16 protein-coding genes are annotated in these 13,688 nt (G+C 59.6%); 4 read left to right on the top strand and 12 right to left on the bottom strand.

Annotated elements, in window-relative coordinates; translation table 11 throughout:
- Positions 1-55 precede the first annotated feature (55 nt).
- The 7 genes from CD175_RS21200 to CD175_RS21170 form a co-directional block, all read right to left on the bottom strand.
- Positions 56-934: a His/Gly/Thr/Pro-type tRNA ligase C-terminal domain-containing protein gene (locus CD175_RS21200; RefSeq protein ID WP_104450331.1), complete on the bottom strand. Its 879-nt coding sequence runs from the start codon at positions 932-934 to the stop codon at positions 56-58.
- 149 nt (positions 935-1,083) lie between these two features.
- A complete protein-coding gene (locus CD175_RS21195; protein ID WP_104450330.1) occupies positions 1,084-1,644 on the bottom strand; it encodes a gamma carbonic anhydrase family protein in 561 nt (186 codons plus the stop codon).
- Positions 1,641-2,516 (bottom strand): metal ABC transporter substrate-binding protein, encoded by an 876-nt coding sequence (locus tag CD175_RS21190; RefSeq protein ID WP_104450329.1) that lies wholly within the window; start codon positions 2,514-2,516, stop codon positions 1,641-1,643. Before CD175_RS21190 ends, CD175_RS21195 begins: the two co-directional genes overlap by 4 nt.
- An 11-nt stretch (positions 2,517-2,527) precedes the next feature.
- Positions 2,528-3,394, bottom strand: coding sequence for a metal ABC transporter permease (locus tag CD175_RS21185; protein WP_104450328.1), 867 nt, complete (start codon positions 3,392-3,394; stop codon positions 2,528-2,530).
- Complete coding sequence (locus CD175_RS21180) at positions 3,394-4,062, bottom strand: metal ABC transporter ATP-binding protein (RefSeq protein ID WP_104450327.1); 669 nt, start codon at positions 4,060-4,062, stop codon at positions 3,394-3,396. Before CD175_RS21180 ends, CD175_RS21185 begins: the two co-directional genes overlap by 1 nt.
- Positions 4,059-4,955: a GTP cyclohydrolase FolE2 gene (gene folE2, locus CD175_RS21175; RefSeq protein WP_104450326.1), complete on the bottom strand. Its 897-nt coding sequence runs from the start codon at positions 4,953-4,955 to the stop codon at positions 4,059-4,061. The genes CD175_RS21180 and folE2 overlap by 4 nt, the downstream gene beginning before the upstream one ends.
- 180 nt (positions 4,956-5,135) lie before the next feature.
- Positions 5,136-5,513, bottom strand: a complete 378-nt coding sequence (locus CD175_RS21170; RefSeq protein WP_104450325.1) for a glutamine synthetase — start codon at positions 5,511-5,513, stop codon at positions 5,136-5,138.
- A 142-nt stretch (positions 5,514-5,655) separates the two neighbouring features.
- On the opposite strand from CD175_RS21170, the gene zigA reads away from it, so the two are divergent.
- Entirely contained in the window at positions 5,656-6,861 is a 1,206-nt protein-coding gene (gene zigA, locus CD175_RS21165; RefSeq protein WP_104450324.1) for a zinc metallochaperone GTPase ZigA, read from the top strand.
- A 15-nt stretch (positions 6,862-6,876) separates the two neighbouring features.
- Here zigA and CD175_RS21160 read toward each other — a convergent pair whose 3' ends face one another.
- Positions 6,877-7,233 carry a hypothetical protein gene (locus tag CD175_RS21160; RefSeq protein WP_041474970.1) on the bottom strand — a complete coding sequence of 119 codons (357 nt, stop codon included), beginning with the start codon at positions 7,231-7,233 and terminating at the stop codon, positions 6,877-6,879.
- A gap of 27 nt (positions 7,234-7,260) precedes the next feature.
- On the opposite strand from CD175_RS21160, the gene CD175_RS21155 reads away from it, so the two are divergent.
- Positions 7,261-8,232: a CobW family GTP-binding protein gene (locus tag CD175_RS21155; RefSeq protein WP_104450323.1), complete on the top strand. Its 972-nt coding sequence runs from the start codon at positions 7,261-7,263 to the stop codon at positions 8,230-8,232.
- 4 nt (positions 8,233-8,236) lie between these two features.
- On the opposite strand, the gene CD175_RS21150 is transcribed toward CD175_RS21155, so the two are convergent.
- Complete coding sequence (locus tag CD175_RS21150) at positions 8,237-8,650, bottom strand: DUF3301 domain-containing protein (RefSeq protein WP_007971681.1); 414 nt, start codon at positions 8,648-8,650, stop codon at positions 8,237-8,239.
- Positions 8,651-8,769: 119 nt separating this feature from the next.
- On the opposite strand from CD175_RS21150, the gene pdxY reads away from it, so the two are divergent.
- The gene (gene pdxY, locus CD175_RS21145; RefSeq protein ID WP_104450322.1) at positions 8,770-9,642 is read left to right on the top strand and encodes a pyridoxal kinase PdxY; all 873 of its coding nucleotides are present in this window, start codon (positions 8,770-8,772) and stop codon (positions 9,640-9,642) included.
- A gap of 64 nt (positions 9,643-9,706) precedes the next feature.
- Here pdxY and CD175_RS21140 read toward each other — a convergent pair whose 3' ends face one another.
- Positions 9,707-10,189 (bottom strand): acyl-CoA thioesterase, encoded by a 483-nt coding sequence (locus CD175_RS21140; protein ID WP_007971685.1) that lies wholly within the window; start codon positions 10,187-10,189, stop codon positions 9,707-9,709.
- A 287-nt stretch (positions 10,190-10,476) separates the two neighbouring features.
- On the opposite strand from CD175_RS21140, the gene CD175_RS21135 reads away from it, so the two are divergent.
- On the top strand, positions 10,477-12,240 hold the full coding sequence (locus CD175_RS21135) for a cation:proton antiporter (RefSeq protein ID WP_104450321.1): 1,764 nt from the start codon (positions 10,477-10,479) through the stop codon (positions 12,238-12,240).
- 22 nt (positions 12,241-12,262) lie between these two features.
- On the opposite strand, the gene CD175_RS21130 is transcribed toward CD175_RS21135, so the two are convergent.
- Complete coding sequence (locus tag CD175_RS21130; protein ID WP_003187120.1) at positions 12,263-12,670, bottom strand: SMI1/KNR4 family protein; 408 nt, start codon at positions 12,668-12,670, stop codon at positions 12,263-12,265.
- Positions 12,671-12,808: 138 nt separating this feature from the next.
- The gene (locus tag CD175_RS21125; protein WP_104450320.1) at positions 12,809-13,687 is read right to left on the bottom strand and encodes a Tim44 domain-containing protein; all 879 of its coding nucleotides are present in this window, start codon (positions 13,685-13,687) and stop codon (positions 12,809-12,811) included.
- Position 13,688 lies beyond the last annotated feature (1 nt).

Raw genomic sequence — 13,688 nt, 5'->3', positions numbered from 1 at the left:
GTGGGAGCGAGCCTGCTCCGGGCGGCGTTCCGACGAAGGCGTCCATCCAGCCTCCCTAAATCCCAGGCCGGCTCAACCACTCACACGCCACCTCGACAGCCATCCGGCCAAAATCCTCCCCCGTGCGGCTGCGCACACTGACAAACCCCCCGGCCTGTTCTTTTTCGCCGACCACCACCAGGTACGGCACGGTCCGGCTGTGCTGGCGAATCTTGAAGCGGACTTTTTCATTGCGCAGGTCGGCCCTTGCACGCACACCCCTTTGGCGCAAGGATTCGGTCACCGCCTGTGCATAAGTCGCCTGGCGGTCATCCATGCTGACGACGACCACATGGGGTGGAAGGCTCCAGTGCTGCAGTTCCTGATGGCTGGACCAGCATGTGCCGTAGATCCTTTGTTGCAACGTGCCGCTGATGTGATCGAGGGCGAACGCCTGCAAGACTTTGGTGGTGGGGACGTGCGGGCCATGGCTCTGGTATTCGGTGTCCCCCAGACGGTACATCGACACCTCCTCGCGCGGTGGCCGACGGCGGATCGAGTGATTGGTCGCTGCCAGTGACTGCATGCGCGCTTCGATGAGGGGTAGGTCTGCCGGAGTCAGCGGTCGCTCGACGACAAACTCGTAAAAGAAGCCATCGCCCAACTCCCTGCCCGCGCGCATTTGCGCATGCGGGTGGAGTTGCTTGACCGCCATGGCCAGCATCAAGGCACAGGAGCGGCGCAGGATCTCCAATCCGTCCGGCTCGCGGGGGGTGACAATGCTGACCCGGGCATCCGCCTCGATCATGTATTCGCAGTCCACCAGTACACCATCGACCCGGCCCGCTACGGCCGCGCTGGCCAGTTCGGGGCCGATGCTGGCGGCCAACTCGTGCACGGACAGCGGTTGGTCGTACTCACGCAATGAACCATCGGACAGAGTGATCTGGATCATGGTCGGCGTACTCAGGTGCTTCTAACGAGCGTTATCGCATAAAGCTAGTGCTAATTCCTGGCCGCTGTCATTAAGACCTTTGTCGTGCCAGGCAATTTGTATCGACGCGTTCACCAGTCGGGGATTGCGAATCAGCATGCTGCTCATGGTCAGAACTCGTTTTGCAGGGCTTTGTAGCCGCGCACCAGGTCGACGTTGGTGCGCGCCACGTCTTCGGAAAACTCCGAAGCACTGACGCTCACCGGCGGGAAGTGCGAGAGGTCGGTGTTGGGGCCGATCCGCGTGGTGGAAGGCACGTAGAAGGCGTCAGGCAGGTCACGCCCGTCGACCACCGAGTTGTGCCGTACCACGCAACCGTCACCGACCACGCAGTTGAACAGCACGCTGTTGAAGCCGATGAACACCCGATTGCCCACGGTGCAGGGGCCATGCACGATCGAGCGGTGGGCGATGGAACTGAACTCGCCAATGGTTACCGCCGCGCCGGATTTGGAGTGGATCACTACGCCGTCCTGGATGTTCGAGTTGGCGCCGATGGTGATCGGCTGCATGTCGCCCGACTCGTCGACCTCGTCAGCGCGGATCACGGCGTAGGGCCCGACGAACACGTTCTCGCCGATCACCACTTTGCCGCAAATGATTGCCGTCTTGTCGACGTAAGCCGACTCGGCAATCAGCGGTAAATCTCCGGAAGGATTCTTGCGGATCATGGCTTGCTCAACGCGTTGTGCAGGGTGTTCAGGTTGTACTCGAACAACCCGGTGAAGGTGCTGGCCGGACCGCTCGCCGCCAAGGCATCGGAGTACAAGGTGCCGCCGATCTGCGCGCCGCTTTCATCGGCGATCTGCTTGAGCAGGCGGGCGTCCTTGATGTTCTCCATAAACACTGCCTTGATCTTGGCCTGTCGAATCTGGGTGATCAGGGCGGCCACTTCCGCGGCTGAAGGTTCGCGTTCGGTGGACAGGCCTTGAGGCGCCATGAACTCGATGCCATAGGCTTGGCCGAGGTAACCGAAGGCGTCATGGGACGTCACGATCTTGCGGTTGCCCGGTGGCAGCGAGCCGAGTTTGGCCTTGGCTTCGGCGAGCAGGGCGTAGACCTGTTTCAGGTACGCCTGGCTGTTGCGCTCATAGTCGGCGGTGTTGGCCGGGTCAGCTGCGATAAGCGCCTTGGTGATGTTAGCGATGTACAGCTCGGTGTTCGCCAGGTTATGCCAGGCATGCGGGTCGGGAACGGTTTCGCCGTCTTCATCCAGGCTGCGCGGTATGACACCGTGGCTTGCGCTGATGACCGGTGCCCGGGTCTCGGTACTCGTCACCAGGCGATCCAGCCAGGGTTCGAAACCCAGGCCGTTCTTGATGATGAGCCTGGCTTTTAGCAGCGCCTTGGCGTCGTCCGGGGTCGGCTCATACGTGTGGGCATCCGCGTCCGGACCGACCATGTTGGTGAGCTGGATATGCTCCTTGCCAACCTGCCGGGTCATGTCGGCAAGGATGCTGAAGCTGGTCACCACCTGAAGTTTTTCGGCGGCAGACAACGACATCGACACCAGCAAACTGATCAGCACGAGTACAGCGCGCATCGGGTAACTCCTCATCGGGATGTGAGCAAAGGCGGGCGGCGCAGCAAGCCGTGCACCGGCCCGAACACCACGGACAACAGATAGCCAGCGCCGGCCACCAGCACGATTGCCGGGCCACTGGGCAGCGAGAAATAGAACGAGATCAATAAACCGAGCCACACGGAGAGGCTGCCAAGCACGGCTGCAATGACGATCAGCACCGGCAAGCGGCGACTCCAGAATCGCGCCGCGGCGGCAGGCAACATCATCAGGCCGACAACCATCAACGCGCCGATCGCCTGGAAACCGATGACCAGATTCAACACCACTAACGTCAGGAATACGCCGTGGGCCAGTGGGCCGAGACGGCTGACGGTTTGCAAAAAGAGCGGGTCGAGGGTGTCGAGCAGCAGTGGTCTGTAGATCAGGGCCATGGCCATCAGGCTCAGGCCCGAGACCCAAAGCATACCGGTCAAGGTGGGGCCGTCCACCGCCAGCGCCGAGCCAAACAGCAGGTGCAGCAGGTCCAGGCGTTTGCCGGCGATGCCGAGAATCAGTACGCCACTGGCCAGGGAGATCGGGTAAATCGCCGCGAGACTGGTGTCCTCCCGCAGGCCGGTGCGTCGCGTAATCCAGGCGGCGAAGCCCGCCATACTCAGACCGGCGCCGAGGCCGCCGAGGGTCAACGCCGGGAGGCTCAACCCGGCAAACCAGAAGCCCAGCGCCGCCCCGGGAAGGATGCCGTGGGCGACGGCATCGCCGATCAGGCTCATGCGCCGCAGGATCAGAAACACGCCCAATGGCGCCGTGCTGCACGCCAGGAACAGTCCACCGAGCAGTGCGCGACGCATGAAGGCGAATTCGTGGAAGGGTTGCCAGAGATGCGCAGACGCGATCATCAGGCCACCTGCGATTGAGGTGGTTGGTGGATTAGTTCGGCACTTGGTCCGAATACACAACCGCTGTGTTTGATCAGCAATGTGTGCGGGATGTGCTCGCGGACAGCGGCGAGGTCATGGCACACGACCACCAGCGTCCGGCCTTCGAACTGCCACTCGTGTATGTGTTTCCAGAGCAATGCCTGGCCGAGCTCATCGAGGGCCGCATGGGGTTCATCGAGCAACAGCAAGGGCGCGTCGGTCAGGCTCAAGCGAGCGAGCAGGGCACGTTGCAATTCGCCACCGGAGAGGGCTTGCAAGGGGCGATCTTCCAGACCACTCAGGCACCAGTTTTCGAAGATAGTTGCCAATCGTTGTCTGCGGATTTCGGCTGATTGTTTGTTGCCCCAGAAACCGGCGGCGACCAATGACTGAAGGCTGATCGGAAATTGCCTGTCCAGGTGTTGTTGCTGAGGCAGGAACGACACACCGCCCTTGAGTGGAACACTCAGTCGCACCTTTCCGGCCAACGGCTTTTGCAAGCCGGCGATGACCTTCAGCAGGCTGCTTTTCCCAGAGCCATTCGCACCGATGATCGCGGTCAGGCTGCCCCTCGGCAGTTCTAGGTCGAGTGCCGGGGTGAGTGGCTGTCCCGGTGCGCCCCAGCGCAAAGCGTGGCAAGCAATCATGCGATCTCCCAGTTGAAACGGCTTTCGGCTACGGCGTCATGGGCGTGCAGGCTTTCGGCGTGGATCACACGAATGTGGAAGGCATTGATGCCTGTGGAGCGTTTCAGGGCCAGATTCAAACGGCGTGCGGCGTCTTCGCAGAACATCAGGTTCTGACCATTGGCCAGGGCGAAGGCCTGTTCATCGGCGCGTTTTACCGCTGTTTGAACGGCTGTGCCGAGTGCGGCTTCGGCGTCGTTGATGATGGCGATCAGAGGCAACTCATCCAGGAAATCAGCCAGCCGTACGCGCAGCTTTGCGCTGCTACGTTGGCTGTGAGGTGTGGCGACGATGCCGTTCGTGGAGCCCAGCCACGCTAAAACGTCAGCGTGTTGCAGTGACTTGTTGGCGAAATCATCGACGAATTGCTGCTGTATCAACTGTCGAGAAAGGGCCGCAGAGCACGGACAGGTTGAGGAATAAGGCACGTCGATTTTTAGTTCCACGTGGAACATCGCATTTTTCAACCGCGCTTCGATGCTCACCGGATAGCTTTTCCAACCAGACAGTGGACTGATCAGCGCCGGTCTTTTCAGCAGCACTTCGGCGTGAATGGTTAAGTGCGCACTCCTGGACAGGCCTTCATGACTCTCGAGAAAACGTTGCAAAACCCGGCGCAATAAAGCCGGTGAAAGGCTTTCCTGCTCCAGCAATTCAAGCGCCAGATAAAGCCGTGACATGTGAATGCCGCGCGCATTGCCATCGTCGAGGCTCACGCCGGCATCGGCCTTTGCATTCAGTCGTTGGCCATCAAACAAAACGGGAAGAGCAATGCCGCACATGCCCACCCACTCCAGTGGCAGGGCTTGGAGTGAGGCCTGCGCGGCGATATCCGGCAGAGTCAGCGCATTCATGAGCAGGTCCATCGTGGGAGTTGATTTGAAATGTTATAGTATAATAATCAGATCGACGATGCCTTTTTTATGAACAGGTTTTCATCATGCCCGGGCGCCATGTGCTTAACCTGATTCTGGCCGGTGCGGTCTTTGCCCATTGGTGCGTCGGCTACGCAGTTCGAAGAAAAACGGGCAGGCCTAGCAGCCACTGATCCGGTTGCAGGTGAACTTCGCACTGCTGCCACCGGAACTGGAAAACCGGTTGATCGTGGTCCAACCGACGCGCTGGTTGTAGCCAACCCAGGCCTCGCCATCGGAAGCGATGCCGGTGAAAAACACCAGCTGACCGTAGCGGCTGTTGGTCTGCACCCAATGGCGCTTTCCAGCCATTTCGAAACCCCGCAGATAGATTGTGTTTCCGGCGGTGTTGACGCTGTAGGCGTTGCCATCCCCGTCCACGCAGGCCAGCAGGTTGGCGCTACGGGTGCACCTGGCCAGGCTCGGGACCTGCGCCATCGCGTCGGCAGCCACCAGCAGGGAAAGCATGATCAATGCAGTTTTCAGGGCGTTGCGCATGGGCTTTCTCACGTCGGAAGCGGCGTTCAGCATCCTGTCCTTTACCTGGTCGGGCAAGAGGGTATGGTTTATTTGCATTGTTACAGTATAACATTATGTAAGCCCGACACAGCGACCGGGCATCCCTGTGAGGAATATGCAGATGTCCAATCGACTCCCCGTGACCGTTCTCTCCGGCTTTCTTGGTGCCGGAAAAAGTACACTTCTTAATTACATACTACGTAATCGCGATGGTTTGCGGGTTGCGGTCATCGTCAACGATATGAGCGAAATCAACGTCGATGGCACCGAAGTCCAGCGTGATGTCAGCCTTAATCGGGCTGAAGAACGGTTGGTGGAAATGAGTAACGGGTGTATTTGCTGTACGTTACGTGAAGACTTGCTCGAGGAAGTGAGCCAACTCGCCAGGGAGGGTCGCTTTGACTATCTGCTGATCGAATCCACCGGCATTTCCGAACCGCTACCAGTGGCGGAAACCTTCACCTTTCGCGATGAAAACGGCCAGAGCCTCAACGACATCGCACGTCTCGACACCATGGTCACGGTGGTCGACGGCATGAACTTCCTGCTCGATTACCAGGCTGCCGAAAGCCTGGCCTCCCGGGGAGAAACACTTGGCGAAGAAGACGAACGTTCAATTACCGATCTGCTGATAGAGCAGGTCGAGTTCGCCGATGTGATTTTGCTCAGCAAGATTGACTTGATCAGCAGCCACCAACGCGAGGAACTGATCGCCATCCTCGAGCGGCTCAACGCCCGGGCGGAAATCATTCCAATGACGATGGGCGAAATCCCCTTGGATAAAATCCTCAACACTGGTCGTTTTGACTTCGAAAAGGCTGCCCAGGCGCCGGGATGGTTGCAGGAGTTGCGCGGGGAGCACGTGCCGGAAACCGAGGAATACGGCATTGCTTCCAGCGCTTACCGGGCACGTCGGCCGTTCCACCCACAGCGTTTCTTCAGCTTCATCGACGGCCCCTGGGATAACGGCAAGCTGTTGCGTTCAAAGGGCTTTTTCTGGCTGGCGAGCAAGCATATGGACGCCGGGAGCTGGTCCCAGGCCGGTGGATTGATGCGCTATGGATTTGCCGGGCGCTGGTGGCGTTTCGTACCGAAAAACCAATGGCCGCAGGACGAAGAAAGTACCACCGGGATCATGAAAAACTGGACCGCCGACAGCGGGGATTGTCGCCAGGAACTGGTGTTCATCGGCCAGAACATCGACTTTACGCAGCTCACCGCCGAACTGGACGCCTGCCTGCTGACCGATGAGGAAATGGCGTTGGGCGTAGAGGGCTGGCGTTTGCTGCCTGATCCGTTCGGCCCTTGGTACGAAGAAGCTGCCTGATCCTCTGATGGCGCTTCAAGGCTTGAGCCAGGTGCCCTGGCTCTGGGCCTCGCAGTACGGCTGCAAATACGCCGCGTCGGTGGCAACGCCGTAATAGTGAATATCCTGGCGGTAGGGCATATTGGCGACTTGGGCGTTGCTGCAGATACCAAATGCGCCGCCGGGGCATTGATCGACATACTGCACATCGACTTTCTGCCCCGCCAGGTTCGGCTGGCAGAAGCCATCGGCGAAGAGTTTTGGCGGGATGTTGCGGTTCTGCTGGCAAACCTGGACATCAAGCCGCTCGGCCTGGCTGTGAACTACGCAGGCCTGGGCCAGCGCCTCGCCTGAAACGAGTGCCAGGAGCAACGACAAGCCAATCAACCGCATCCATCACCTCCTCAGAAATCATCGACCATGCTGCAGAATATCCCCACTCATGTCATTGCCGGTCCGTTGGGCGCCGGCAAGACCAGCCTGATCAAGCACCTGTTGGCCCAGCGCCCGGCAGGCGAGCGGTGGGCGGTATTGATCAACGAGTTTGGCCAGATCGGTCTCGATGCTGCGCTACTGACCCGGGACGCCGATGGTATCGCACTGGGGGAAGTGGCCGGGGGCTGCCTGTGTTGCGTCAACGGTGCACCCTTTCAGATTGGTCTTGGGCGTTTGTTGCGCAAGGCGCAACCGGATCGGTTGTTCATCGAACCCTCGGGCTTGGGGCATCCGGCGCAGTTGCTCAGGCAATTGAGCGAAGCGCCGTGGCAAGGCGTGTTGGCTGTTCAGCCTTGTGTGCTGGTGCTGGACGCCCAGGCGCTCGCCGCTGGCAAACCGTTGCCGGATGCGCAACAGCAAGCCCTGAGCCATGCGGGACTGTTACTGCTGAACAAGTCCGAAGGTATCGAGGAAGACAGTCGCCAGCGAGTCGCTGCGCTATTGCCGCCGACCCCCCTGTGTTGGACGCAACAGGCGGCTTTACCCTTGAGCGAGTTACCGGGGCTGAATGCCAAAGCGCGGGCAGGTGTGGATAACTTCGTCGTGCCCAAGGGATTGGCGCAGTTGCCGGCGGCCTGGAGCGATCCTGCGTTGCCCATTTGCTTGAGTCAGGAACAGGACGGAGGCTGGAGCATCGGTTGGCGTTGGCACCCAAGCCAGGTATTTGATGCCGCGCTGGTTGGCCGGTGGCTTGAAGGCCTTGGCTGGAGGCGGGCGAAGCTGGTTATCCACAGCGCCCATGGATGGGTCTCGGCGAACGCGGTGGATAACTCGGTGCTGGACTGGCAGCCCAGTGAATGGCGGCAGGATTCGCGCATCGAGCTGATTTTCAGTGAACCCCAGGATGCAGAGCGGTTGCAGCGTGAGCTGGCAGCGTGCCGAGCCGAATCGGCTTAACGGCTCACGGCCGCCACTTGGTATGTTCCTGACGCCACTGGCTCAGCTCGATCACTTCTGCGCGAGGCTTTACCACATCGACCACCGGTTCGGTTTCGTCGAACGGGACCGGGTAGGGCGCCAGTTCAATTTGTGCGCTGTGCGCGCCGAACTGGGTGATGGTGCCGTTGTGGCGGGTTTCGCCAGTCACGGTGAACTCGAAGTTATACACACGGGCCAGGCGTCGCCGACCACTGGCATCCCTGATGAACGCGATTCTTTTCAAGGCCACGTTGCCGTCCAGCAATTCGATCCCGAGCTTGGTGCAATGCTGCTTGACCCGCTCCAGCGCGCGCTCGCGCAAGCCGTGGTTGTGCCATAGCCATGCGCCGGCAGTGGCGAACAGCATCAGCACGAATATATTTCCAAGGGTCAGCATCAACAGGGTGCTCCAACAAGATAGTGTCAGCTTAACTGCGTCGCTGGTCTGTCGTACAGGCTGCGTTTAGTCGCATACTGCGCGGCTAGAATTTCAATCGTTTTACGGAAATCCACCGCATGAAACGTACACCGCATTTGCTCGCTATCCAGTCCCACGTGGTATTTGGTCACGCCGGCAACAGTGCCGCGGTTTTCCCGATGCAACGGGTCGGGGTGAATGTCTGGCCGCTCAACACCGTGCAGTTCTCCAATCACACCCAGTACGGTCAATGGGCCGGTGAAGTGCTGGCACCGCACCAGATACCTGAGCTGGTCGAGGGTATCGCGGCGATTGGCGAGCTGGGCAACTGCGATGCGGTGCTCTCCGGTTACCTCGGCAGTGCGGCCCAGGGCCGGGCGATCCTGATGGGGGTGGCGCGGATCAAGTCGATGAATCCCAAGGCACTGTACCTGTGTGACCCGGTCATGGGGCATCCGGAGAAAGGCTGCAGTGTTCCGGCGGAAGTCAGTGATTTTCTGCTGGAGGAGGCCGCCGCCGTAGCGGACTTCATGTGCCCGAACCAGCTGGAGCTGGACAGTTTCTCCGGGCGCAAGCCGCAATCGCTGTTCGATTGCCTGGCCATGGCGCGTGCATTGCTGGTGCGCGGCCCGAAAGCGGTGCTGGTCAAGCATCTGGACTACCCAGGCAAGTCGGCAGAGGTCTTCGAGATGCTGCTGGTGACAGCCGAAGGCAGCTGGCATTTGCAGCGCCCGTTGCTGGCGTTCCCGCGTCAGCCGGTGGGCGTGGGCGATCTGACGTCCGGGCTGTTCCTGGCACGTGTGCTGTTGGGTGACAGCCTGGTGGCCGCGTTCGAGTTCGCGGCGTCGGCGGTGCATGAAGTGCTGCTGGAAACCCAGGCCTGTGCCAGCTACGAGTTGGAACTGGTTCGGGCTCAGGACCGGATTGCCCATCCGCGGGTGCGGTTCGAAGCGACCTCGATCAACCTGTAATTCATTTACAGAAAAAAGATCGCAGCCTGTTGTAGGAGCTGCCGAAGGCTGCGATCTTTTTGCTTCAAGCGTCGCCCTTGATCTCCTGATAACGCTTTTCCAGTTCCTGGCGAATCTGCCGGCGTTGCTGGGCCTGGATGAAGCGGCGCTTGCTCTCGCTGTTGTCCGGTTGCAGCGGTGGTACCTGGGCAGGTTTACGCTGGTCATCCACCGCGACCATGGTGAAGAAGCAGCTGTTGGTGTGACGCACCGAACGCTCGCGAATGTTCTCGGTCACCACTTTGATGCCCACCTCCATGGAGGTGTTGCCGGTGTAGTTGACCGAGGCGAGAAAGGTCACCAGTTCGCCGACATGGATCGGCTCACGGAAAATGACCTGGTCCACCGACAGGGTCACCACATAACGGCCGGCATAACGGCTGGCGCAGGCGTAGGCCACTTCGTCGAGGTATTTGAGCAGGGTGCCACCGTGAACATTGCCAGAGAAGTTGGCCATGTCAGGGGTCATCAATACCGTCATCGACAGTTGGGCGTTTCCGGGTTCCATAGCATTCTCACGGGTCAAGGCCAGGTTTGAGGGATGCACCTCTACGGGTGCCTCGGCGGTTTTTTCAAACCAACAGTTATCGGGACGCCGGGCGCAGAGTCGCCGTCACGCCGGATCGATCTGTTTCCATATATTGCACCGCCTTTCTGCCAGAAGTCGCGGTGTTACCCTGCAAAAAGCCCAGACACAGGGGCATTTCCTACGCGCAAAGCAGACTTTTGCTCGGGCTCGATCAGACCATTCCTGCGTCTGTGAGTCGGGAAACTTCAAACAGGGAGCCGCTCGCCATGCATGCCATCAGTTTCATTCAGGATCTGGCAGTGATCATGCTGATCGCAGGTGTGGTGACGGTGGTTTTTCATCGCCTGAAACAACCGGTGGTGCTGGGCTATATCGTGGCCGGTTTCATCATTGGCCCGCACACCCCGCCGTTCGGCCTGATCCATGACGAAGAAACCATCAAGACCCTGGCCGAACTCGGGGTGATATTCCTGATGTTCTGCCTGGGCCTGGAGTTCAGCCTGCGCAAGTTGTTCAAGGTCGGTGCCACGGCCTTCATCGCGGCATTCCTGGAAATCGTGCTGATGATCTGGATCGGCTACGAGATCGGTCGCTGGTTTGACTGGAACACCATGGATTCACTGTTCCTCGGCGCGATCCTGGCGATTTCCTCAACCACCATCATCGTCAAGGCACTCAATGATCTGAAGTTGAAGAACGAGCGGTTCGCGCAGTTGATATTCGGTGTGCTGATCGTCGAAGACATTCTGGGCATCGGCATCATCGCGCTTTTGTCCAGCATCGCCGTCAGTGGTACGGTCAGCTCCGGCGAAGTGTTTTCTACAGTGGGCAAACTGTCGCTGTTCATGATCGTCGCATTGGTCATCGGCATTCTGATGGTGCCGCGGTTGCTGGCCTACGTGGCCAGGTTCGAGAGCAACGAAATGCTGCTGATTACCGTGCTGGGCCTGTGTTTCGGCTTCTGCCTGCTAGTATTCAAACTTGAATACAGCATGGTCCTCGGCGCGTTCCTGATCGGCGCGATCATGGCTGAATCCCGGCAACTGCTGAAAATCGAGCGCTTGATTGAACCGGTTCGAGATCTTTTCAGCGCGATTTTCTTTGTGGCCATCGGGCTGATGCTCGATCCGGCGATCCTGCTTCAGTACGCCTGGCCAATCGCCGTAATCACCGTAGCCGTGGTGCTTGGCAAGATGCTGTCCTGCGGTCTTGGTGCGTTTATCGCCGGTAATGACGGACGCACCTCGCTGCGGGTCGGGATGGGGCTTTCACAGATTGGCGAATTCTCTTTCATCATTGCTGCGCTGGGCATGACATTGCAGGTCACCAGTAACTTTTTATACCCGGTGGCTGTGGCGGTGTCGGTGATCACGACCTTGCTGACGCCTTATCTGATTCGCGCGGCTGATCCATTGTCGATCAAGCTCGCGGGCGTCATGCCGGAACGCCTGGGACGGGTGTTGGGGATGTACGGCGAATGGCTGCGCAGTATCCAGCCTCAGGGCGAGGGAGCGTTGCTGGCGTCGATGATCAGAAGGATTTTGCTGCAGGTCGGGGTCAACCTGGCATTGGTGATCGCGATTTTCTTTTCGGGCGCGTACTTCGCCGAGCGCATGTCGGCTTACGTGCAAGGCTGGATCAGCGACCCGAGCTGGCAGAAGGCATTGATCTGGGGTGGGGCACTATTGTTGTCGCTGCCTTTTTTGATTGCGGCGTACCGCAAGCTCAAGGCACTGTCGATGTTGCTGGCGGAAATGGGCGTCAAGCCGGAGATGGCCGGGCGCCACACGCAGCGAGTGCGCAGGGTGATCGCCGAAGTGATCCCGATCCTGTCGTTGCTGGTGATCTTTTTGCTGTTGGCAGCCTTGTCGGCCAGTATTCTGCCGACCAACAAGTTGCTGGTACTGATCGCTGTGGTCGCGGCCGCCGTGGCGGCGCTGCTGTGGCGCTGGTTCATTCGTGTGCATACGCGGATGCAGGTGGCGTTGCTGGAAACCCTCGACAATCACAAGGAGTCGTCCGGGCATTGACCACCCAGCGGCGTTGACGGGATCAGCTTTCCAGCCAGACGTCCCGTGCCCAGTGCCACACCGACTCCCAGGTTTCTTCGGCGATCAGCTCTTCTTCGGCCTGCCAAAGCACCACGGTGCCGTCCTCTTCGACGCAGTAGTAGTCGTCACCGTCCTGGCAGATCGGGATCAGGCTGCGATCGACGCCGGCGTCCCAGGCGTTGGCGGCAACGTCGGGCAGGTAGGTGTGGGATTGCGGGTCAGTCACGGTGACCGGTTCAAGGCTACCGTAGACCACGTCGCTGACGGTCAGTAGAAACTCTCTGAAGACGAACGGAATGTCGATGAACAGTTGTTCTTCGATTTCGACCAGCAGGTCTTCGTCAGGCAATTCCAAGGGGACCGGTACCGGTTCGTTGGCTTCACGCAGTTGTTCGATGATTTCTTCCACGTCCGGGATCCTCTTGCTTGTATGGCGCGGTTTATATGGGGCGGTTTATACAGTAGCTTGCTATAGATGCAACCGCGAAATAGAAAACCCCGGCCGAGGCCGGGGTTTTCTTTTCAGCAAGTGAAGCGCGGTGCGGGATCAGCCGTTCTGGCGGATACCTGCCACCAGCCAAGGCTGGTTTTCGCCCTGTGCACGTTCCATGTTCCAGCTTTCGCTGAAGACTTCGCCCTGGTCGAAACGCGAGGTTTTCGACACGCCGGTGAAGGTCAGGGTGGCAATGGTCTTGTCGGCGCGATCATCCACACCGTCCAGTTGCACATTGAGGTTATCAATGTAGGTGGACTGGAAACCGTCACCCAGGTCGGCACGCTCACGCTTGAGGAACTCCAGCATTTGCGGGGTCACGAACTCGGCGATCTTGTCCATTTCATTGGCGTCCCAGTGCTGTTGCAGGGACTGGAAGTGATTGCGCGCCGCTTCGACGAAGTTTCTTTCGTTGAACCAGGCTGGAGCGTTGATCACTGGACGAGCGGCAACAGGCGCTGCCGAACCACCGAAGATCGAACCACCGGCAGGCTTCTGTTCGAACGCTTCACGTTGCATCGGCGCGTGGCCGGCCGGAGCGTAGTGCTCCTGCTGCTTGCGACGACGGGCGGCGATAAAGCGGAACACCAGGAATGCGATGACAGCCATGATCAGGATGTCGAAGATCTGCATGCCCTGGAAGCCGTCGCCCATGAACATGGATGCCAGCAGGCCGCCGGCCGCGATACCGGCCAGAGGGCCGAGCCAGCGCGAAGCGCCACCGGCCTTGGCAGCGGCGCCAGCGGCACCGGCAGCACCAGCGGTCGCTGCAGCGCCGCCCATGCCTGGAGAAGAAGGAGCCATCTGGCTGGTCTGGTGCGTCGGCGCAGCACCTGCGCTTTTGCCACCACCGAAGCGCTTGGCGGCATTGACGTCGAGACTCATCGTCAGGCCGATGCACAACGCCATGGCGATGCTAAGAAAACGTTTCATA

Origin of the sequence: Pseudomonas laurylsulfatiphila (assembly GCF_002934665.1) — a bacterium.
GTDB lineage: Bacteria > Pseudomonadota > Gammaproteobacteria > Pseudomonadales > Pseudomonadaceae > Aquipseudomonas > Aquipseudomonas laurylsulfatiphila.
The sequence above is the reverse complement of the archived record's forward strand: the minus strand, read 5'-3'. Positions and strand labels throughout refer to the sequence as shown.

Bases quoted from the DNA above. Each gene is read 5' to 3' on its own strand.
- CD175_RS21200 (WP_104450331.1), bottom strand. From the start codon at position 934: ATGATCCAGATCACTCTGTCCGATGGTTCATTGCGTGAGTACGACCAA.
- CD175_RS21195 (WP_104450330.1), bottom strand. From the start codon at position 1,644: ATGATCCGCAAGAATCCTTCCGGAGATTTACCGCTGATTGCCGAGTCG.
- CD175_RS21190 (WP_104450329.1), bottom strand. From the start codon at position 2,516: ATGCGCGCTGTACTCGTGCTGATCAGTTTGCTGGTGTCGATGTCGTTG.
- CD175_RS21185 (WP_104450328.1), bottom strand. From the start codon at position 3,394: ATGATCGCGTCTGCGCATCTCTGGCAACCCTTCCACGAATTCGCCTTC.
- CD175_RS21180 (WP_104450327.1), bottom strand. From the start codon at position 4,062: ATGATTGCTTGCCACGCTTTGCGCTGGGGCGCACCGGGACAGCCACTC.
- folE2 (WP_104450326.1), bottom strand. From the start codon at position 4,955: ATGAATGCGCTGACTCTGCCGGATATCGCCGCGCAGGCCTCACTCCAA.
- CD175_RS21170 (WP_104450325.1), bottom strand. From the start codon at position 5,513: ATGCGCAACGCCCTGAAAACTGCATTGATCATGCTTTCCCTGCTGGTG.
- zigA (WP_104450324.1), top strand. From the start codon at position 5,656: ATGTCCAATCGACTCCCCGTGACCGTTCTCTCCGGCTTTCTTGGTGCC.
- CD175_RS21160 (WP_041474970.1), bottom strand. From the start codon at position 7,233: ATGCGGTTGATTGGCTTGTCGTTGCTCCTGGCACTCGTTTCAGGCGAG.
- CD175_RS21155 (WP_104450323.1), top strand. From the start codon at position 7,261: ATGCTGCAGAATATCCCCACTCATGTCATTGCCGGTCCGTTGGGCGCC.
- CD175_RS21150 (WP_007971681.1), bottom strand. From the start codon at position 8,650: ATGCTGACCCTTGGAAATATATTCGTGCTGATGCTGTTCGCCACTGCC.
- pdxY (WP_104450322.1), top strand. From the start codon at position 8,770: ATGAAACGTACACCGCATTTGCTCGCTATCCAGTCCCACGTGGTATTT.
- CD175_RS21140 (WP_007971685.1), bottom strand. From the start codon at position 10,189: ATGGAACCCGGAAACGCCCAACTGTCGATGACGGTATTGATGACCCCT.
- CD175_RS21135 (WP_104450321.1), top strand. From the start codon at position 10,477: ATGCATGCCATCAGTTTCATTCAGGATCTGGCAGTGATCATGCTGATC.
- CD175_RS21125 (WP_104450320.1), bottom strand. From the start codon at position 13,687: ATGAAACGTTTTCTTAGCATCGCCATGGCGTTGTGCATCGGCCTGACG.